Here is a 23441-nt window from a genome sequence, read left to right as displayed (position 1 = left end):
AAGGCGGTAAGGAATGGATAATTGGATGAATGAGCGCGATGCCTGTGGTATCGGCGCAGTAATTAATATAGATGGCAAGGCTGACAATAAAGTTCTCGACGATGCGCTTAGCATTGTCGAGAAACTTGAGCATAGAGCCGGAAAAGATGCTACAGGAAAAGTCGGCGATGGCGTTGGAATCCTTGTCCAGATATCTCATAAATTCTTTTCAAAGGAAGCATTAAAGTCCGGTATACAGCTGAAATCTGCTGGGGATTATGGAATAGGTATGTTCTTTTTTCCTCAGGACTCCATGAAAAGAATGTTTGCAAAGAGAATGCTTGAAGTCATAGCGGAGAAGGAGAACCTTAAGGTACTTGGCTGGAGAGATGTGGAAATTCACCCTGAAATACTGGGAGAAGTAGCAAGAAACTGTATGCCCCACATAAGTCAGTGTTTTGTTGAGAGACCTTCCGATGTGAAAAGAGGTATAGATTTTGACAGACGACTTTATCAGCTTAGACGTGAGTATGAGAAGTCCTCTGAGGATACATATATTTGCTCCTTTTCATCAAGGACAATTGTGTATAAGGGAATGTTTCTCGTAGGCCAGCTGCGCAATTTCTATGAGGATCTGCTATCACCTGACTATAATACAGCAATCGCACTTGTTCACAGCCGTTTTTCAACAAATACCACACCCTCCTGGCAAAGAGCTCATCCCTACAGGATGATAGCCCACAACGGAGAGATAAATACTATTCGAGGTAACAGTGACAGAATGCTTGCCCGTGAAGAGACTATGTCATCTGATGTTTTTGGTGATGATCTTGGTAAGGTTTATCCTGTCATCGCTTCTTCAGGCTCTGACTCAGCAATGTTGGATAATACCCTGGAATTCCTCTACATGAACGGAATGGATCTTCCACTTGCAATGATGCTGACCATACCTGAACCCTGGAAGCACAATGACTTCATGGAGCAGTCAAGAAAAGATTTTTATCATTACTATGCAACTATGATGGAACCCTGGGATGGTCCTGCTGCAGTACTTTTTACGGATGGCGAAGTATTTGGTGCAACTCTTGACAGAAACGGACTAAGACCCTCCAGATATTATGTCACAAAGGACGGAAGACTCATCCTGTCATCCGAAGTAGGTGTTCTTGATATACCCGAGGAAAACATAATCAGGAAATCACGCCTTTCACCGGGCCATATGCTTTTGGTTGATACAAAAGAAGGACGAATCATCTCTGATGAGGAATGTAAGGAGAAGTATTCTACATCAAAGCCCTATGGTGAGTGGCTTGACAGATATCTTTTACATCTTGGCACACTTGAAATACCGAATAGGAAAATACCCAGAAGCTCTCAGGAGATGAGAGATAAGCTCTACAAAGTCTTCGGATACTCCTATGAAGATGTGAAAAATCAGATTATGCCAATGGCAATGAACGGAATAGAATCTACAGTTTCAATGGGAACTGATATTCCGCTGGCAATGTTATCACAGCATCATCAGCCGCTATTTTGTTATTTTAAGCAGCTTTTTGCACAGGTTACTAATCCGCCCATTGACTCCCTCAGAGAGAAGGTTGTAACCGACACCACGGTTTACATTGGGTCAGACGGTAATCTTCTTAATGAAAAGAGCGATAACTGCCGCGTGTTGGAGGTCAATAACCCCATTCTTACAGGCGTAGACCTTATGAAAATTGAAGCCTTGGACCAGCCGGGCTTTCATGTAAGAAAAATATCACTTCTATATTATAAGAATGCTCCTGTTGAAAGAGCGCTTGAACAGCTTTGCATCTCAGTGGACAGAGCAGTAGCAGACGGAGTAAATATTGTGATCCTCTCAGACAGAGGCGTAGACGAAAACCACATGCCAATACCGTCACTTCTTGCTGTATCTGCCGTTGAGCAGCATCTTGTCAGAACCAAAAAGCGCACTGCGGTATCACTTATTCTAGAGAGTGGTGAACCCAGAGATGTTCATCAGATAGCAACACTGCTTGGATTTGGTGCAAGAGCCATAAATCCTTACCTTGCTCAGGAATGTATTGCTGAGCTTATAGACATAGGAATTCTTGATAAGGACTATCACACTGCGATTGCTGATTACAATAAGGCACTTCTAGGCGGCGTTGTTAAGATTGCGGCAAAGATGGGAATATCAACGCTTCAGTCTTACCAGTCCGCAAGGATTTTTGAAGCTATTGGACTTTCAGCTGAGTTTGTTGATAAATATTTTACAGGAACCATAAGCCGTGTTGGCGGAATCGGAATTAAGGAAATAGGTGAAGATGTAGAGCTTCGTCATAACAAGGCATTTGATCCGCTCGGATTATCTACGGATACAACACTGGATTCTATCGGATTCCATTCCCTTAGAAGCGGTGAAGACAAAGAAGACCATATGTACAGTCCCAAAACAATCGTAACCCTGCAGAGAGCAGTACGTGAAGGAGATTACGAGCGCTTTAAGGAATATACGAAAATGGTTGATGATGAGGACAGACCTCATACACTTCGTGCACTTTTATCCTTTGTCCCCTCAGGAAATCCTGTACCACTTGAGGAAGTAGAGAGCGAAGAGGAGATAGTAAAAAGATTCCAGACAGGTGCAATGTCATATGGCTCCCTTTCAAAGGAAGCCCATGAAACTCTTGCCATAGCGATGAACAGGCTTGGCGGAAAATCAAATACCGGTGAAGGCGGCGAAGATGTTGCACGTTTTGGCACAAACAAAAACAGTGCAGTAAAGCAGGTTGCATCAGGAAGATTCGGCGTAACCAGCAGATATCTTCAAAGTGCAAAAGAGATTCAGATAAAGATGGCACAGGGAGCAAAGCCAGGAGAGGGTGGACATCTTCCCGGAAAGAAGGTATACCCCTGGGTTGCATCAACCAGATTTTCTACTCCCGGTGTAGCGCTGATATCACCGCCACCTCATCATGATATTTACTCAATTGAGGATCTGGCTCAGCTTATTTACGATCTTAAAAATGCTAATGATAAAGCAAGAATTTCAGTAAAGCTTGTGTCAGAGGCAGGAGTTGGAACTATTGCATCAGGTGTTGCCAAGGCAGGAGCTCAGGTTATTCTGGTTTCAGGTTATGACGGAGGAACAGGCGCTGCTCCCTCATCCTCAGTCCATCACGCAGGACTTCCCTGGGAGCTTGGAGTAAGTGAAGCTCACCAGTCACTTCTTGATAATGGACTCAGAAGCAGAGTAGTTCTTGAGACTGACGGAAAACTTATGACCGGACGAGATGTGGCAATCGCTGCACTTCTGGGTGCTGAGGAATTCGGTTTTGCTACGGCTCCCCTTGTATGCATGGGCTGCATGATGATGAGAGTCTGCTCCAAGGATACCTGTCCTGTGGGAATCGCAACTCAAAATGAAGAACTTAGGAAAAGATTTGCAGGAAAGCCTGAACATGTTATGAACTTCATGCTTTTTGTGGCAAGACAGCTTCGTGAGATCATGAGTGAGCTTGGATTCAGGAAGCTTACGGACATGGTTGGAAGAACAGATTGTCTCAGGATGAGAACTGTCGCAGGTGCAAGATGCAAGGATGCTGCAGACCTCAGCAGAATCCTGAATAAGTCCTATGCCGGATGCGAAAAGAATCACTTTAATCCTGCTAATGTATATGATTTTGGACTTGAAAAGACGCTGGATAAAAAGATTCTTGTTCCTGAATATGAAAAGGCTAAACAGTCATTAAAGGAGAATCTTGAAGCTGCTTTTGTTGACGGTGCTGCAGGAGCTTCTAAGTCAGTCCTTAGCCTCGATGTAGATATATCAAGTACAGACAGAAGTTTTGGAACACTTCTTGGAAGCAGGGTTACAGCTGATTTTAAAAACTCACTTCCGGATGATTCAATTGTAGTAAATGCCAGTGGCGGAGGCGGTCAGTCCTTTGGTGCATTCCTTCCTAAAGGTGTTACTTTAAAGCTTTATGGTGATGCAAATGATGGCTTTGGAAAAGGACTTTCAGGCGGAAAGGTAATTGTAAGACCTTCCCAAAAAGCTACATATAAAGCTCATGAGAATATCATAATCGGTAATGTGGCTCTCTATGGTGCAACGGCAGGAAAGGCATATGTATGCGGCGTTGCAGGCGAGAGATTCTGTGTAAGAAATTCCGGTGCCATAGCAGTTTCTGAAGGATGCGGAGATCATGGCCTTGAATATATGACAGGCGGAAGAGCAGTTATTCTCGGAATGACAGGTAAAAACTTTGCAGCCGGTATGAGTGGCGGAATAGCCTATGTTCTTGATAAGGAGCATACGCTGTATCTCAGAATGAACAAGGATATGGCATCTCTATATGAGCTCACTGAAAAGTACGATATAGCTGAACTTAAAGAAATACTTGAAGATTATGTTGCTGAGACAGGCTCTGAATATGGTGCAGAAATCCTTGCCAACTTTGAAGACTATATTCCTGATTTTAAGAAAATAGTTCCGAATGATTATCAAAAGATGCTGACTGCAATCGGTAAGTATGAGGAGCAGGGAATAGATCACGAGCATGCAATTTTAGAGGCATTTAAGGAACTTGCTTAAATATTTTTGATGGATATCAAACTGAAAAAAATACAGTCCTGAGGAATACAGAGAGTTATTCCTCAGGACCGGGATGAGGTGAAAGATGGGAAAGGATACAGGCTTTCTGGAATATAAAAGAACAAATAATACAGATATCCCTCCTGCAGAGAGAATACTGAATTTTGAAGAATTTCATAAGCCACTTGATACAGACAGCAGACGCAAGCAGGCGGCAAGATGCATGAACTGCGGTGTTCCGTTTTGCCAGTCAGCAATGAATCTTGGCGGCATGGTCACAGGATGCCCACTGCATAATCTGATACCTGAGTGGAATGATGAATTATATAAGGGACATGATGAGCATTCATTTGCAAGGCTTCATAAAACCAGCAATTTTCCTGAGTTCACAGGTCGTGTCTGCCCCGCTCTTTGTGAGAAAGCATGTATGTGTGGTCAGTATGGAGATGCGGTAACTGTACATGATAATGAATTATTCCTTGTGGAAACAGCTTTTGAAAAGGGATATATAAAGCCGGTGGTACCTAAGATCAGAAGTGGCAAAAAGGTAGCTGTTGTAGGAAGCGGACCTTCCGGACTTGCTGTGGCTGATGAGCTCAATCACAGAGGACATCTGGTGGAAGTATTTGAAAGAGAAGATGAGATAGGCGGTCTTCTCATGTATGGAATCCCCAACATGAAGCTTGATAAAAATGTTATTAAGCGAAGAAGAAAACTGATGGAAGATGAAGGTGTGATATTCCACACAAGCGTAGATGTGGGAAAGGATAAAAAAGCTTCTTCAATTCTTGATGGTTTTGATGCAGTTGTGCTTTGCTGTGGATCCAAGAAAGCAAGACCACTTGCATTAACAGGTTCTCAGAAGGGTAATGACCATGGAAGCATCCTTGATCCGTCTGCTACAAAGGGTGTTTACTATGCTGTGGATTTTCTTACAAGTACCACAAAGGCATTGACACAAAACGATTCTAAATCTTTAATGGATGCTATTGGCTCCGGGGATAAATCAGTTGAGGCATTTAAGAAAAAAGGCGGATACATAGATGCAGCAGGTAAAAATGTTGTGATCGTAGGTGGCGGAGATACCGGTAATGACTGTATCGGAACTGTGATAAGGCATGGTGCAAAGTCAGTTACAGCACTGGAAATGATGCCAAAGCCTCCCGTAGAGAGAACAGCAGGTAATCCCTGGCCTGAGTGGCCAAAGGTCTTAAAGACAGATTATGGTCATGAGGAAGCGATTCATGTTTTTGGAAATGACCCCAGAGTTTTTGAGACTACAGTTAAGAGCGTTGAAACAGATAAAAAGGGAAATTTAAAGCAGATAGAGACTGTAAAGGTCGCCTTTAAAGATGGAAAACTTACAGAAGTTCCGGGAACAGAGAAGAAAATTAAATGTGATCTTTTGCTTATAGCAGCCGGCTTCGTTGGATGCGAGGACTATACAGCTGATGCGTTCTCCTTAAAGAGAACAGGACGCGGAACAGTTACTACTATAGATAACAGCTACCGTGTTGATGGCACAAAAGTTTTTTCAGCAGGAGATATGAGGAGAGGCCAGTCCCTTGTTGTGTGGGCTATTGCAGAAGGAAGAGCCTGCGCAAAAGAAGTTGATGAATATCTGATGGGATATACAAATTAAGGAAATAGTAATATAAATAAAAACTTCCGGCAGTAAAAAGGTGAAGAACCATTTTTCTGGCGGAATTTTTTATTTTTTTTGAGCACACTATTTCGTTTCCTATGGTATGATTTAATAGTTGCGTCTATCTTATATTTTATAAGGTGAATTCAGGAAACTATTAAAAGGAGAAGTTGGGGAAATGAAAAAGGGAATACTTAAGAAAGTACTGATTATCGCAGTGAGTGCGGTGGCAGTACTGGTAGTTGGCGGATCTGTAGCTATGGGCGGATATGTTACTGACCAGATTCTATACCAAAACAGAAATAACGATACAGTAGCTAATAGTGTTTTGCAGCTTGAGATGTGGAATTATGATCTTGAAGGATTCCAGAGCAGGTATACGGGGCAGGACATAAGCGTTACAGCAGAGGATGGAAACGAGATTCCCGGTACGTATTATGATAATGGCAGCGATAAATGCGTTATTCTTGTTCACGGTGCAGGCGGAGACAGAGTATTTAATGCACCTTGGGCAGAAGCTTATCTGGAGAGAGGATTCGATGTTATAACCTATGATCAGAGAGGGCATGGAAAGAATCCGGATAAAAAGGTCACCTTTGGAATTCATGAGCAGAGGGATGTTAAGGCACTTGTTACGTACGCGAGAACTGAGCTTGGAAAATCTAAAGTAATTGTTCACGGGCAGTCAATGGGCGGCCAGACTACGGCTTTATATGCATCAAATGTGACACCGGGAGAAGTGGACGCTGCAGATGCGGTTATATGTGACAGTCCGGTTCCTGGTATGGAAAGCTTTCTGAGATTAATGTTTGGTGATGGACCAAAGGGTGCATATTCACCTATGTCCAATTATCTCATTGCCACCAGTAAAATATATATGAAGCTTTTTAAAGGAATTGATTATGCTGACGGAGATACAGTTAAAGCGGTCAAAAATGATAAGCTTCCGACAATGATTCTTATTTCTGACAGAGATGAAGTATGCCTGCCGGATATGGTGGAAGAGGTATATGAAAATGTTGGAACCGAGGATAAAGAAATGGCGATTATTGACAGTAGCCATATCAGAGGAATCGTTGATGACAAGGAAGAGTATATGGCCTTTGTTGATTCCTTTCTTAAAGAATACGGACTATTTTAATTAACTAAAACCTGTGCTGTTTATTTGAGGCATGGGGAATCAAGGTAATTATAATTAATGTTTTTCCTTGTTGGACATCTGTTGGACAGTCCCTTTTATACTAAGATACATGTTCGCTGGTAAGTTAACATTATTACTTATGTATCAGAGGTTTGTGTTTTGAGGACCGTTTTATTTGTAAAAATAATGGCAGTATATGCTCTGGTATTTACTTTTACCGGATGTACTTTCAAGAGTTTCAGCAAAGCTTCAGATCCTGTGACAAAGGATACGGCAGTAGTGACTCAGCTTCGGGAATCTCCCGAATGGGTTGCAGACATGCCGGAGGCTGAAAATGCAGATCAGCTATTTGTGGTAGCCAACTATGAAGGTACAACAGCCTGGGTTTCCATGCATGAAAAAGATGCAGACGGAAAATGGCAGATGATCATGACAACACCTGGCTATATTGGCAAAAACGGCCTTGGCAAAACAAGGGAAGGAGATGGTATGACTCCCCAGGGAGTTTTCACTTTCGACAAAGCCTTTGGAATAGCCGAGGATCCAGGATGCTCAATGAATTACATACAGGTTGATGAGAATGATTATTGGTCCGGTGATGAGGCATCGGGAATGCACTACAACGAGATGGTAGATATAAACGATTATCCAGATCTTGATGTAGCAGATAGCAGACATATAGCAGATTATATCAGAGAGTACCGATACTGCTTGAATATAGATTACAACAAGGAAGGAGAGGCAGGAAAAGGTTCGGCAATTTTCCTTCACTGCCTTGGTGCAAGAAAACCGTATACAGGGGGCAGTATTGCAATACCTGAAAATCAGATGAAGTTTGTTATGCAGCATGTGAAATACGGCTGTGTAGTGGTTATTGATTCTGTCAGTAACCTTGGAGCAAGCTTCTAAACATAAATTGCTTATTTCCTATCCATATTTTTCCATACAAAAATGACATGCCTGAGTATTATGGCATGTCATTTTTGATATATAAAGGATTTCCCGGAAGCATTTACTTTTGATGATAAAAGTTATATATTTGTATATATAAATTGCACACAATAAAATGTTGCTAAATTATGAAACAGGTAAAAAGTCCTAAGGAATCAATGACAGTAGGACTCATCCCATAAATGGGATCCTCCTCATGCCTAATAACCGTAAGCTGTAGCCCTTAGGACCAGGTACGGAGGTTATGACTATGCAGTACAGAAAAGACAGGTATGGAAAAGATATATCCCAGTTGGGATATGGATGTATGCGTTTTACAAAGAAGGGGACCGCTATTGATTATGATAAGACCAAGGGCGAGATACTTCATGCAATTGAGTCAGGGATCAATTATTTTGACACGGCATATATTTATCCCGGAAGCGAAGAGTGCCTTGGACGCATACTTGAAGAATCAGGTAAAAGAAAAGATGTGAGTATAGCCACAAAGCTTCCGCAATATCTTATGCGTTCAGATAAGCAGATAGAGAAGACTTTCAGAGATGAGCTTGCACGCCTCAGAACAGATTACATAGACTATTATCTTATGCATATGTTCACAGATTACAGCGAGTGGGAGCACCTTAAGAGCCTTGGAATAGAGCAGTGGATCAAGGATAAAAAAGCATCCGGAGAGATTAGAAATATAGGCTTTTCTTATCATGGCGACACAGATATGTTTTTGAAAATATTAAATGCCTATGATTGGGATTTCTGTCAGATCCAGTACAATTATCTGGACGAAAATTCCCAGGCAGGAAGAAAGGGTCTCGATGCAGCTGCAAAGAAGGGAATACCTGTTGTGATAATGGAACCCTTAAGAGGAGGCAAGCTGGTTAATCTTCCCACTAAGGCTAAGGAAGAGCTGGCAGCTCATTCCACAAAGTATTCTCCGGCTGAGCTGGGATTAAAATGGCTTTGGAATCAACCGGAGGTTACCTGTGTACTTTCAGGAATGAACTCCATGGAGATGCTTGATGAAAATATTAGAATAGCATCAGAGACTACTCCCGGAATCTTTGCAGATGCGGATTATAAATTAGTAGACAGAATTAAAAAGATAATAAAGGAGAGGGAAAAGGTAGGATGTACCGGCTGCAGATATTGCATGCCATGCCCTAAGGGAGTAGATATTCCCGGTAACTTCCATTATTACAACCTGATGTACATGGAGAAGAAATCTGCAGCAAGATTTGAATTTGCACAGAATATGGGACTTAGAAAAGAACCCGGTTTTGCTTCCCAGTGCATTGAATGTGGTAAGTGTGAGCAGCACTGCCCTCAGCATTTAAATATCAGAGAAAAGCTTAAGGAAGCTGACAGAGACTTAAGACCATTACCATATAAGATCGGAATAGATATTGCGAGAAAGGTTCTGGTACATTAAAACATAATCAGCTGCATAAAAATCTCCGCCCTTTTTAGAGGCGGAGTTTTTTTCGCTTTATATGTTTTTGTTTAGCCAATAGGAGCTTGTTCTTACATAATTTTAATTGTTTTTTCATAGTTTATTACTCTATTTTTCATGAAGGGATTTGTATAATTGAAATATATTTACTGAGTTTTTGTTAGTGTAACTTGTTTTATATCAGCCTTACATAATTGCAAACTTTTTGACCAGCATCGGGAGGTTGAGGCGTGAAGAAAACGCTTATCATTGTTATCGACCTGGCAATAATGGTGTTGATACTTTTTTTCATAATTCAATATGCCAATGCCAAGATGCGTGAGAGCAATGAGAGCGTTATCGTGGCTTTTGAGAAAATGACTGTCACTGCCGAACAGATTATCACGAACTATCTTGAGGATGAGCAGCATCTTTGTGATATATGGGCAAATTATATTAATCGTTCAGCTGAAGCGGGAACGCCTATGACTGCTGAGGAAGCGATTTCATTTATCAGAAAGGCTAAGATTTTACCGGTTATCTATGGCCATCTGATACTATTGGATGAAACTTCAAAAAGCGGAATATCTACGCATCCGTCCTCCAAGGACCCAAATGATTTTTCGGTTTCATACCACAAGATCAATCTCTTTGACAATCTGGATGAAATCAGCAGAGAAGATGGAGTTATCAGTCTGACAAGGGCATATACGAATCCCCAGAATGGGGTACAGTCAATTGCATTCATGAATTATGTCACCATACTGGATGAGGATAACGGGAAGACTAAAGAAGCGCTTTTGATGCGCGTTGAACCGGTAAGCATGTTGGAGGATAAGTTTGTCTTTCTAAAAGGTGAGTATGAAAATGTTGAGATTTCTCTAATTAATAAAGACGGAGATTATCTGGTACATGGTAAATCTCTGAAAAATTCCAATTTTTTTGAATATTATAAATCCTATAACGATGTGAATATCACAGATTATAAAAAAATGACGGACATGGTTACGACCAGGACCGGGATCATGACAATGATGAATTCAAAAGGAGAGGAATGTGTAATTTCATATACTCCTATTAAATCGATGAATACCTGGTTTCTTCTTTCATATATACCGTCTGTTGAACTGAAGGCAACGAATAGTGTTGTAGACTGGCTGCTGCTGGGTATGGTTACCCTTGGTCTTATGGGGCTTCTTGTTTTCAATTATCTGGTGCTTATGTTCTACAACAAAAAGCTGGTAGAAGCTGCGGAGGAGGCAAATCAGGCGAATGAGGCTAAATCTCACTTTTTATCTACCATGTCACATGATATCAGAACGCCCATGAATGCTATCCTTGGACTTAATGAGATGGTTCTGCGTAATAGCCGCGAGGAAGAAATTGTTGCGTATTCCGAGAGTATCAGGACAGCCGGGAAAACTCTGCTTGGGATTATCAATGATATTCTTGATTTTTCTAAAATAGAAGCGGGCAAAATGGACATTATATGTGTGGATTACAATTTTGTTTCCATGCTGAATGACCTGGTGAACATGGTTCAGGGAAAAGCTGCGGACAAGGGGCTTTTATTTAATCTGGATGTGGACAGGAATATCCCTATGATAATGAATGGAGATGAAATCCGCATAAAGCAGGTTATCACAAATATACTTTCAAATGCTGTGAAATATACAAAAGAAGGCTCTGTTACCTTTAAGGTCGGCTTTGAAAAAATGGAAGATAATCCTGATTCGGTAAGGCTTCTCATAAGTGTCAGCGATACCGGAATTGGTATAAAGCCGGAGGATATGAAGAGTCTGTTTAAGGCTTTTGAGCGTATAGAAGAAAATAGAAACAGGAATATTGAAGGAACAGGACTTGGAATGAGTATTGCCCAGAGCTTTCTCGATATGATGGGAAGCCACATAGAAGTTGAGAGTGAATACGGAAAAGGGTCGACTTTTTCTTTTAAGCTGGTGCAGGGCGTAAAAGACTGGAAACCCATAGGAAATTATGAGGAGACCTTTAAGCGTACTGTTTCAGAAAGAAAGAAGTACCGGGAGAGCTTTTCTGCTCCCAATGCAAAGGTGCTTGTGGTTGATGATACTATCGTAAATCTGTCTGTTTTCAAAAATCTGTTAAAGTGCACTAAAGTACAGATAGATACAGGAAGCAGCGGAGATGAAGGCATATCTCTTTATAGAAAAAATCATTATGATGTCATTTTCCTTGATCATATGATGCCTGAAAAGGACGGTATCGAGACACTTAAGGAAATGAGAACAATTAATGATTCTTCAAATGCCAAGACTCCGATAATATGTCTAACCGCCAATGCTATTTCAGGTATGCGTGAAATGTATATAAATGCAGGATTTGATGATTATATAACTAAACCTATTGATCCGGACAGGCTTGAAGCGATGCTGCTTCAGTATCTTCCGGAGGATAAGATCAATTCTTCAGATGAAAATGTCGTGGAAGATGATAACTTTATACCGGATTTCATCTGGGAACTGGAATCGATTGATGTGAATACAGGTCTTACTTACTGCGGAAGCAATGATACATATATGTTCACTCTGAAGGCTTATCTTGATTCCGCCGGGAAGAATGCGGATGAAATTGAAAAGTACTGGAAGGCAAAAGATTATAAGAATACTACGGTCAAGGTCCATGCTCTAAAGAGTACCTCAAGAATGATCGGGGCCCAAAGGCTTGGAGATTTTGCAGCCCGCCTTGAGAAGGCAGGTGAGTCAGGGGATGTGGAAACTCTTGAAAATGAATTAGGAAATCTCCTTTATATGTACAAGGAACTTGTTAAAGATCTTGAGCCTATAAGGGATAGAAAGAGCGAAGAGGTAAAGGCTGAAACAAATGATGAGAGACCGCTTATTTCAGAGCAGGATATGAAAAAGGCATATGAAGAACTATCAGAATTTTGTGCATCATTTGATTACGATAGCGTGGTGAATACCGTGAAATCTCTTGAAGCCTATAGATTTCCCGAGGAGGAAAGAGAGCGGTTTGAATCACTCAAAAAAGCTGTTGATGATTTTGACTATGACCTGATACCGGGGATACTGGAGGACAATTAATGTTTGTTAAGAAAGTAAATGCAAAAAGAATTATGGCATCAATACTTGCCATGGTAATGGTAATAGGTACTTCTGCCTGCGGACAAAAACAAGATAAAAATGCAGAATTCAAACCTGCGTTGCCAACAGAAACAACCTGCAAAATCAAGGTTGCCGGAAGCTATTCAAATTTTGAATCACTCGAGAGCGAATTTGAGCGCTTCTATGAATACTATCCAAATGCAAGTCTCAATTATGTTTATCTGGATGATTACGATAATACCATTGCCAGTGCACTTATGAGTGATGAAGCTCCTGATATTTACGTCACGGCATCATGGATGCTTGACGAAGAGAGAATGAAGCCGGTTTTGGACAATGCTGAGATTTTGTCTGATCCTGAACTTAATATTGATTTGGAGTGCATACGAAAAGGAGCAAGGTGGAGCCTTGAAAACGGAGATGTCATAATGCTTCCTATTTTCACAAGGTCATATGGTATGCTTGTGAATATGGATATTTTTGAAAAGAACTCCCTTAAGGTTCCCGGGAATTACAAGGAGCTTGTTGATGTATGTAACAAGCTGAAGGCAGCAGGCTACGAAACGCCTGTTATGGGAGCAAACGGAACCACTGTGGCAGGAATGTATTATGCTTTTTCATTTCCTCTTTTTTGCGACAGTGTCCTGAAAAATCCGGAATCGGTGGCTTCTCTTAATTCTATGGAGAAGTCCGCGGGAGAGATGATGCGCCCTGCTCTTGAGAAGATAAAGACCTTTGTGGATGAGGGATATTTGAATCCCGGTGTCTGCACAGATGAAATCGCTGATGATTATGATGCAGTAATCATGCGCTTTTTCGAGGGAGATGTTCCTATTATGCTTGGAAGCGGAGATATGGTTTCCGGTACACAAAAGCGTGAGAGTAAGTCAGAGGCTTTTCTTGCAAATCCGTTTAAGTACAAATTTTTCGTGGTACCGATTGGAGATGATGGCGGGTATTTCCTGGATTCGGTCAACCTGTTTTTCAGCGTAAATAAAAACAGCGCCAACCTGGATATGACAAATGAATTCATTAGATTCCTTATGAGAGAAAAAGAACTGGGCAACATGGCTGCAATCAAGAGACTTATTACTCCAACCAATGATTTTTCACTGGATGAAGTCTATTCGTCTCTTGAAGGATTTCCGGAGGACCGGGCTTTCAGTTATCAGGAAACGGGACTTAATGATGCTGTTAACAAGGAGTTTCGTGCAGCTGCTTATAAGGTTGCAAACGGCACCATGACTGTGGATGAGGCTGTTGGTGCCTATGGAAGCTTGTGGGATCAATGATTGTAGACATGTGTAATCTGGTGTGAATAGAAAATCATGGGATAACATAGGTGTGTTTGGTTTTATGGTGAACCAATATTGCCCATGGCGGATTTTGTGATTGCCAGGTGTCATCAGAAAGGATATTTAATGGAAGAGCGTGTAGTAGTTGTAGATGATGATGCAATTATATTAAGGAGTGCCAATACTGTTCTTTCAGAAGCCGGCTTCAAGGTTACATGCCTGAAAAGCGGCAGGCTTTTGCTGGATTATGTAACGAAAAATCCGATAGATATGCTTCTTTTGGATATTAAAATGCCTGAGCTTGATGGTTTTGAGACCATGAGACTTCTTCGTGAATGGGAAAAAGAAAACGGAAAAAAGGAGATACCGGTTATTTTTTTCACTGCGAATGATGATTGTGCTGCAGAGACAGTCGGGCTATCTTTGGGAGCTATGGATTTTATAAGAAAGCCCTTTGCAGCTGAAGTATTAACGCTTCGTGTCAGACACCTGATCGATCTTATAAGACTCCAGCGTGATCTACATGCTGAAGTTGAGAGAAAGACGAAAGAAATAGAAGGTATGTCTCTTCATGTGGTGCAGACCCTGGCAGATGCCATAGATGCTAAGGATGCTTATACAAAGGGACATTCAGGAAGAGTTGCCGAATACTCCAGGGAAATCGCAAAAAGAGCAGGTTACTCTTTTGAAAGTCAGGAAGAAATATATATGATGGGACTTCTTCATGATGTGGGAAAAATCGGAGTGCCGGATGCGGTAATCAATAAGCCCGGAAAACTCACAGATGAAGAGTTTGAGAAGATAAAAACACATCCCGGCAGGGGTGCGAAGATTCTGCAGAATATTGAAGAGATGCCCAAACTTTTCATTGGAGCCAGGTGGCATCACGAACGCTATGATGGCAGAGGCTATCCCGATGGATTATCCGGGGAGGAAATTCCCGAGGAGGCAAGGATCATCGCCGTTGCAGATGCCTATGATGCCATGACAAGTAACAGAAGCTATAGAGGCGTTATCTCGCAGGATGTTGTCAAAGAAGAGCTTGAGAAGGGCGCCGGAACTCAGTTTGATCCGCGATTTGCGGCGATAATGCTTGAGATGATAAATGAAGATGTTGATTATAAACTTCATGAGCACTAGGTAAATTAGTATATCGACTTGGACACCGTTTATATGTGATAGTTTTGGAATGTATTTTTTGTAAGCTATTGATTAATTGTAGAGAAAGCTTAATGCTGGCTTTTTGCACATAATATAAGAAAGTATAGAGAGTGTAATTATGACTAGGAGAGCAATTTCTGTTTTGATTTTAGTGTTGTTTACAGCTGTAATAACATTATGGGTGTTTCCTAAAAAGGGTGGATATACAGAACGTTCGGTCAAAGTATTATCCTTCGAGGATGAAATTGGAGAATTCAGCCTTCGATTCTACAATGTGACGCCTGACATTCCTTATATGGGAATGAATGAATATGCACAGTTTATTGGTAGACAGCCCTTCAATGTTCAGCAGAGTGAGGATGGGACATATGTGCTGGAAAATTGGAATGGTGCAAAGCTAATCTGCGATTCGGAGAAAGGACAGATCTTTGTACAAGACTGGAATGCCTTCATGGCTTTGCCAATGCCGCTTGAGAAAAGGACAATGGGATTAAAGGACGTGAGCCTTGATTTTGTAAGGATTGTAGATGTTACCTATGAGGGGGAGGCAACTCCTGTTACATTCGATTTTGCAAAATACGGTATCAGGTTCTATTCCGATGAGCACGACATCTATTTTCCGGTATCAACTTTGTCAAACATGATGACGGACATTGCGACTAATTATATGGTATATGATGGAGAGAACCTCCATATACAGCGTATAGTTGAAAATGGCGTAATTTTTGATTCAGCGTATATTTCAGATGTGATATTGGCTCAGATTTGTGGGGAGGATAGGCCGGAAGACATCATAAGGCAGTGCTATGCGGATATTTGTTTTAACTTCGATTATTTCTACGGACATCCCGGGACGGCAGTTTTAGATAAAGCGCTTGATGATAAAGGGCTGGATATGGCCCTGGAAAGTCTTGGGGAAGAAGGAAAGTCAATTAAAGAAGGTTTGCTTTCTTCATCCCTTGAAATATACTTGGGTAATCTGACAAAACTGTTTTTTACATATTTAGGTGACGGACATACTGTATTTTCAGGTGAGAGTGGAATAGCTACGATTCTGGATCGTGGTATTAATGATGCATTTGTTAAAAGAGCAGGATCATCGTATAAGGAAGCATTTTTAAATAATCCTATTCATTCTCAGCAGATGAAGAATGAGATGATCAATGTACAGAGAGCACTTTGCTGGGGAGAAGATAACTATCGTGAATATGGTCGTACAGCAATCATTCGTCTTGATTCCTTTTTGCCGGATGAAGCCGCCTGGGACAGCTATTACAATAATGATGGAGAGTTTCCTGATGACAGTCTTGGAACAGTCATAACCGGTCTGGAGAAGGCATCTCAGAATCCCAAAATTGATAATGTGATATTCGACTTATCCTGTAATAATGGAGGAAGCCCGGATCCAATGATGATGATTTTGGGGATGACTACCGGGCAGGATAAGCTTTATGGTTGGAATAACATTACCCGTCAACCAATGGCTGTCACATTTGAAATCGATGCAAACTTTGATGGAGTGTATGACAAAAAGGACAAGGAAGTGAAATATGATTTCAATTATGGTGTGCTGGTGACGCGACATGCCTTTTCCTGTGGGAATTTGTTTCCGATAATTATACAGGAAGAAGGGGCGGTTCTTATAGGAGAACCTTCCAGTGGAGGAGGATGCAGCGTCCAGATTGGAAGCGACATAGAGGGCTTATATTATTTGATGTCAAGCGGTCAGTGGAAGTTAATGGATTACGAAGGTAATTCAGTGGAAGGTGGCTGCAGCATAGATGTTCCGATCAAAACAGGTACAATGCAGATTACTGAACTTGCCGGTGACCCCTATGCCGATATGATTTCCGCATTATTTGGCAAGGAGTTGATAATTCCAGCGTATCAGGAATATTTTGAAGACAAGGATTTGGATGAAATTATGAACGAGTGGTTCAGTGAAGAACTGGATAAAGCTTCATAATAGAAATTACTTATTTGCTGATATAATGAGTCTGTTGTTATAATAAGCGTCAGATAAATCTGCCGCTTATTTAACTTTTAAGAAATTTACGATAATTTGAATTACGAGAGGAGATTTGGGGATGAAAAAGTTTTCAAGGCTAATTGCTATTGGATTAGTTATAAGCAATATACTTGTTCTGGGTGCTTGTGGGAAGCAGGCTACCTTCAATGGAAGCAAGACAGGGGATGCAAATCATTTTGATATTGACTTTGAGACACTTAATACATCATATTCCTATGATTTAGAAATGAAGGCAGGAGAGAGTATCGATGTATCTGTTGAGAAACAGGCAGGAGACATTTCCATAACTATACAAAAAGGTGATGAAAAGCCTATCTATCGTGGAAATAACATGGAAAGTACTGACTTCAAGGTTGGCATAAACGAAGAAGGAACTTATACATTGACAGTATCCGGTGATAACGCAAAAGGTCATGTAGTTATGACAAAGGAACAAGCGGAGCAGGATGAAGTTGATACCGAAGATACTGCAGGCGAAGTTGTTACAAGTGAAGAAGACACCACTGGCAAGACGCAGGAAGAAGACACTACGGGCAAGGCAAAGGGAGAAGACGCTGCTGACAAGGCTAATGAAGATGACACTAGTGCTAAGGCGAAGGGAGAAGGCACTACTGGCAAAGCGAATGAAGGAGATGCTTCTGCCAAGATGAAGGAAGAAGATAAAACCATGAAGCTATATGACGAGCTGATAAAAAAAATATTATCAGGTAAAGAATCGCTATCTGATGAAGCTGAGTCATATTCATACAGTGATGCTACAGCTCCGGGCTACGCTCTTTACGATATAGATAAAGATGGTATATGCGAATTCTTCGTAACAACAGATATCAAAAACTTATGGCATACTTATGCTGTCTATTATATAAAGGATGGCAAAGTTACATATGGTGCTCTTTTGAATGGATATATGCCCAAGGATGGTTTGTGGACATTTGGCTTTGACTTCTATGATAAAGCTTACAAATACACCGGTAGCGATGGATTTGTACAGGTATGGGAGTTAACATATCCTTTTGAAGATGAAACTTACGGTAGTATTACGTATGAAGGGAAAGAGTCAAAGGATATTTCTTTGACTGAAATAAATGAACTTTTAGCTGACGAGAGCATTCAGCCCGATGATATAACTTGGGAACCACTTACAGAAAGTACAATTCTGACAGGTAAAATAGAAGAGAGCATTTTGGGCGATAAAATTGTGGAGAAAGTGACCTGGAATAACGGGCAGGATGAATATGACTACAATGGTGGAGCAGATACAGAATTTTCTTTTCATATGAGCGATGGAACTGTGCAAGTATTAAGTGCAAAGTATAACCCCATGATAACCGGGATGGAAATGGTTGATATAGATAACGATGGAATAGAGGAATATATTCTAAATGCATCCTTTGCTAATACTACAGGTGAATATGCCTTTCTTTATGCTTTTAAATTTGTAGATGGTAATGTTATTCAACTCTATCCTACAACAGATATTCCGATATTTGCAGAGGAGACCTGGCCGGGGCAGACAAGGGGAGACCTTTCAAATACAAGTATTGTAACCGTGGAAAAGGACGGAAAGACACTTAACGCTCTGGAAGTTTCCTTGATTGAAAAGGTGTATAGCGAAGAAGGTAATACAGTAGATGAAATTTACCATGAGACGCTTATCTATAACGGTGATCATTGGGAAGAGCTTAAATAATGGATACAATCTTCTTTAATTATCTGTAATGTACTAATGCATTAGTATTTGATAAGTAAAAGTGGACAGGATTATTACATATGAAAAGATTCAAGATTACGTTCAATTCTCCGGTTGTATTGGGGTTCATATTCATAAGCTTTTTTGCTTTAGTATTTGGATATTTGACAGCTGGTATGAGCAATAGGCTTCTGTTCATCACATACCATTCAGCACTGAGTGATCCGTTTACTTATGTGAGATTCTTTACGCATGTGTTGGGACACAGCGGGTGGGATCACTATATTGGTAACGCAGCGTATATTTTGCTTCTGGGACCTATGCTTGAGGAAAAGTATGGCTCTAAGAGGATTCTGCAGGTGATTCTGATTACAGCTGTAGTGACAGGACTTATAAATTATCTTCTGTTCTGGAATGTAGCTCTTTGTGGTGCAAGTGGGGTGGTGTTTGCATTTATTCTTCTGACATCTTTTACAAGTTTTAGAAACGGAGAGATTCCGTTGACATTTATTCTTGTAACTATTGTCTTTATCGGACAACAGGTGTATGAAGGCCTATTTTTGATGGATGATATTTCTAATTTAAGCCATATAGTTGGTGGAATTATAGGAGCAATAGCAGGATATAAATTGAATAGGAAAAAATAAGAGAAACAGCCTGCTATTTACAACTTGAAATGGCAGGTGGATTATTGATTATTATATTACGTAAAACGGAGAACAGAACCAGAAATATGACTGCTCTCCGTTTTTATATGGGAAAATTTTGAAAAAAGAATCAGATTAGAAGTTTTTACAAATCCCTCCTGACATGTTAATATTTATTCGCTGTGTCAGGACTTTTTTACATTAATATGGTGTAAAAATGGTGCCAGACGTGGTACTCGGTACAAATACCAGAGATAACAAATGGTTTAAACAAGGCTTTTTTAGAAGGAGAATATACAAAAATGAAACTAGGCATTGCGCGGCTCCACCATTTTCACTTTTCGTAATGCTAGGTTCCAAATGCTTATATTCCAGTTTAATGTGGTCGTTAATTGCTTCACATCCGGTGTATAAAACGTATAAAAATACATTTTAGATAACACAAAAAGGTATTCATGATCGACTAATTTTAGAATTTTTGGAGAAAATGTACATTGTTTTTATGGATGAGCCGATATATGATATAGGTAAGAAAAGGCAGAAGCCTTGGTGGGTTGACACCTAAAATCTGATATTTTTTCCGGACGTAGGTGCCGGAGGTTGGCAGGCAACGGAAAAACCTGATATTATCCAGACATAGGTGCTGGAGGTTGGCAGACAACGGAAAAATCAATCACTAAATGGGAATGTTCACTGCTGCGGCGATGACATTCCCATTTTAAATTTGTAGTATAAGGATTTGCAAGCATAGATGGACAAGAAAAAAGCAATATCAGTGATAACAAAAGCAGCTAAACTTTATCACGAGAATCTTGAAGACCAGAAGGTGCTGTTTGTATATGGTGTTCCTGCCACAATCAACAAGCAGATTGCTCAGAAGGCTGAGATAATAACAGACTTACAATTTTATGAAGTTGTGTTTCACAGATCTAATTTCCTGCATTTGACAGGCGTTATCATCAATAAGGAGACGACGGCTTCATCAATCAACTTTTATGAGAAGTGCATAGATGGAAGGTTATCAGAAGATGATTTCATGCTGTCGAGAGATGGTACTACTGAGCAGAAATTAGATGTTATCGAGAGTATGATGAATCTCAAGAAAGTAGCATCCATGATAGGAGAATTCACAGATCACGGACCTAAGCTGTATTCTGAGAAAGTAGCTGGAAACGTGTGCGCATGTATGGGCTTTGTCACAGATGGCTATACAAAGCTGAATGTGCCTAATACGCTTTTGAAGAAAGATATTAGGGACGTATCTTCCAAGCCACAACAGAAGGTATTTGCTGTAATGAGCAAGGAGTATACTGACGATAAGTACTCTGTTATCGAAAAATGTGATAAAACTCTTGAACTTATCAAGGTGAGCGGAATACTTGACTATGCAGATATAAAAAAAGAAAACTGTGCAGATGGCAACACAACTGAATTGAAATGAGTTTTAAGGAGCTTCACGATGCTGAGGTTCCTTTTTTATAGTATGAAAATGGCATTTTTGATATTTTCAAATGAATATATGAGATAAAAGTTCATATAATGGTTTTAAAATGCAGAATGGCAAATTTCGTTCCATGATTCATTATAATGACCTCAGAAGGAGGTACATTACCTATGATGAATCAGGAAACTATTAACTTTATCTTGCAGAGAATGGTAGTATTTCTGGACAATGCTCAGATGCTCAAGCTAAAGGATATCCTGGACGAGATAGCCAGGCAGGAAGATACAACTCTGTTGTCGAAGAGCTCTGAGGAGCTTCTGGAAATGTTCCTCGCTACCAAGAGACTGGAGGGCAGGTCGGAAAACACACTTTTTCTCTACCGCTTCAATATTGGAAAAATGCTTGAAAAAGCCGAGAAGAATGTTTGCGTCATGAATACTGATGATGTACGCAGTTATTTATCTTCTTATCAGGAAAACAATGGTGTGAGCAAAGCCACAGTAGACAATGTGAGAAGAACTCTATCCAGCTTCTTCAGATGGTTAGAAGATGAAAACTATATTTTCAAGAGTCCAATGCGCAGAATTCACAAGATAAAAACGTCTGTTACAGTTAAGGAAACGTATTCAGATGAGGAACTGGAGCGTCTACAGGATGAATGCAAAGCTCTCAGAAACCTTGCCATAATAGATATGCTAAACTCAACAGGGGTGCGCGTTAGCGAACTTGTTAGTCTCGATCTTGATGATATAGATTTTGAAGAACGCGAGTGCATTGTTCTGGGAAAAGGCGATAAAGAACGCATAGTCTATTTTGATGCAAGAACAAAGATACATCTTCAAAAGTATCTGAAGATGCGCAATGATCCAAATCCTGCACTGTTTGTAAGCACAAGAAGCCCGCATCATAGATTAAAATCTGGTGGTGTAGAGATAATGCTGAAGAAGATGGGAAAGCAGACCAATGTAACCCACTGCTACCCTCATAAGTTTCGCCGCACTATGGCCACCACTGCTATAGATAAAGGAATGCCCGTAGAGCAGGTGCAGAGATTACTTGGTCACGACCAAATTGATACGACCATGCAGTACGCCATGGTAAAACAGAGCAACGTAAAGATTTCACATAAGAGATATATCGGATAGTGCATTGTTCTATATTAATTGGCTTTTTGTGTTGTATTAAAAAGCAGGAAGAGTATGGTATAGCGTATGGGGTTTTAAGGAGCTTCACGATGCTGAGGCTCCTTTTAGAAGCAATCGACTTGAAAAATTGATAGCAAAATATGAACATAAGATATGAAAAAGTGAGTAGAGTGCTAATTCCTTTTTGACATATAATTAACATGCGTCATTTATATATGTCTTCTTACGGCAAAAAGTGGAAAAAACCGTGGGAATCTATATTGCGATTATGGACAAAAAGGGGTAGACATCATGGAAATCGAATATAAAGAAAGCAAAGATAACCCGCTTCACAGAGAATATGGGATATGGAGCAACACAGTCTATATATTAAAGAAAATGTGGCAATATAAGCCTGGAGTTCTCTTTCTGGTTATTCTTGGAATTGTATGTAATTCCGTCTTATCGTATTTCTGGGGAATTTTTGGAAAATACGTCATCGATATTATCCAACTTGGATTAAGCAGGCAGGAAGGGATACGGCAGCTTGCTAGGCTCATGCTGGTAGCTGGAAGCATAAATCTCGTCCTGAATTTTGGAAGAGCATTATCAGATAACAGAGTCTGGTTCAACCTCATAGACATTCGAATGAGAATGCTCACAGAAAGAATTGCCAAGGTACTAACGCTGCGCTACGAACTTATTGAAAGACCGGATGTACTTGATATTGCAGAGCGTGCAACGAGGGCAACTAATTCTGATGACAACGGTGTACAGGGTATGATGCAACTAATGAGGCAGGTTTTAACAAGTGCGTTTACACTTGTTGTCACTTTTGCTGCTATTCTGATTCTTGATTACAGGCTTATCATAGCGCTTATCATTCTTGGACTATTACAGTTTCTTTATTACAGAAAAATAGTCAGAGTTGATAAAGAAGAGGTGTGGGATAAGATGTCTCCCGCATCCCGCAAATCAGAATATATGACCAGGATTACTCAGGATTTTGACTTTGCCAAGGATATAAGACTCTTTGGACTGAGCGATTTTTTGTCCGGTAAACAGGAAGAAGTAAATAAAGAAACAATTGAAAAAATGGATCTTCACCGCGATCTGTGGTATAAGCATGCCTTTGTTGTTCAGATAGCTTATGTCATTATAAAGGGGCTTATTTATGCAACTCTTTTTGTGGCTGTGTTTAAAAAGAACCTCTCAATTTCTGATTT

At 40.5% G+C, this 23441-nt stretch carries 14 protein-coding genes; all 14 read left to right on the top strand.

All coding sequences use genetic code 11. From position 1 onward, the window contains the following. Positions 1 to 13 precede the first annotated feature (13 nt). Positions 14 to 4561 (top strand): glutamate synthase large subunit, encoded by a 4548-nt coding sequence (gene gltB, locus G622_RS0107605; RefSeq protein WP_026510208.1) that lies wholly within the window; start codon positions 14 to 16, stop codon positions 4559 to 4561. A gap of 85 nt (positions 4562 to 4646) precedes the next feature. Then, a complete protein-coding gene (locus G622_RS0107600) occupies positions 4647 to 6203 on the top strand; it encodes a glutamate synthase subunit beta (protein ID WP_026510207.1) in 1557 nt (518 codons plus the stop codon). A gap of 181 nt (positions 6204 to 6384) precedes the next feature. Then, a complete protein-coding gene (locus tag G622_RS0107595) occupies positions 6385 to 7347 on the top strand; it encodes an alpha/beta hydrolase (protein ID WP_026510206.1) in 963 nt (320 codons plus the stop codon). A gap of 159 nt (positions 7348 to 7506) precedes the next feature. Continuing rightward, entirely contained in the window at positions 7507 to 8256 is a 750-nt protein-coding gene (locus G622_RS22100) for a L,D-transpeptidase family protein (protein ID WP_049945741.1), read from the top strand. Positions 8257 to 8548: 292 nt separating this feature from the next. Further along, complete coding sequence (locus tag G622_RS0107585; protein WP_026510205.1) at positions 8549 to 9724, top strand: aldo/keto reductase; 1176 nt, start codon at positions 8549 to 8551, stop codon at positions 9722 to 9724. A 251-nt stretch (positions 9725 to 9975) separates the two neighbouring features. After that, positions 9976 to 12804, top strand: coding sequence for an ATP-binding protein (locus G622_RS22095; protein ID WP_049945740.1), 2829 nt, complete (start codon positions 9976 to 9978; stop codon positions 12802 to 12804). Next, a complete protein-coding gene (locus G622_RS0107575; RefSeq protein ID WP_026510204.1) occupies positions 12804 to 14117 on the top strand; it encodes an ABC transporter substrate-binding protein in 1314 nt (437 codons plus the stop codon). The genes G622_RS22095 and G622_RS0107575 overlap by 1 nt, the downstream gene beginning before the upstream one ends. 129 nt (positions 14118 to 14246) lie before the next feature. After that, positions 14247 to 15260, top strand: a complete 1014-nt coding sequence (locus G622_RS0107570; protein ID WP_026510203.1) for an HD domain-containing phosphohydrolase — start codon at positions 14247 to 14249, stop codon at positions 15258 to 15260. Positions 15261 to 15399: 139 nt separating this feature from the next. Further along, positions 15400 to 17247 (top strand): S41 family peptidase, encoded by a 1848-nt coding sequence (locus G622_RS0107565; protein WP_026510202.1) that lies wholly within the window; start codon positions 15400 to 15402, stop codon positions 17245 to 17247. A gap of 121 nt (positions 17248 to 17368) precedes the next feature. Next, complete coding sequence (locus G622_RS24470) at positions 17369 to 19000, top strand: hypothetical protein (protein WP_049945739.1); 1632 nt, start codon at positions 17369 to 17371, stop codon at positions 18998 to 19000. Positions 19001 to 19080: 80 nt separating this feature from the next. After that, complete coding sequence (locus tag G622_RS0107555) at positions 19081 to 19647, top strand: rhomboid family intramembrane serine protease (RefSeq protein WP_026510201.1); 567 nt, start codon at positions 19081 to 19083, stop codon at positions 19645 to 19647. Positions 19648 to 20398: 751 nt separating this feature from the next. Then, entirely contained in the window at positions 20399 to 21088 is a 690-nt protein-coding gene (locus G622_RS22085) for a PBECR4 domain-containing protein (RefSeq protein ID WP_044957324.1), read from the top strand. Between the two features lie 176 nt (positions 21089 to 21264). Further along, positions 21265 to 22236 (top strand): site-specific tyrosine recombinase/integron integrase, encoded by a 972-nt coding sequence (gene xerA / locus G622_RS0107545; RefSeq protein ID WP_026510200.1) that lies wholly within the window; start codon positions 21265 to 21267, stop codon positions 22234 to 22236. A 291-nt stretch (positions 22237 to 22527) separates the two neighbouring features. Next, positions 22528 to 23441, top strand: a 914-nt coding sequence (locus G622_RS0107540) for an ABC transporter ATP-binding protein (RefSeq protein WP_026510199.1), incomplete at its 3' end; no start/stop codon positions are given.

The organism is Butyrivibrio sp. LC3010, assembly GCF_000424385.1.
Lineage (GTDB): Bacteria > Bacillota > Clostridia > Lachnospirales > Lachnospiraceae > Butyrivibrio.
This window is presented reverse-complemented; position numbering and strand designations above follow the sequence as displayed.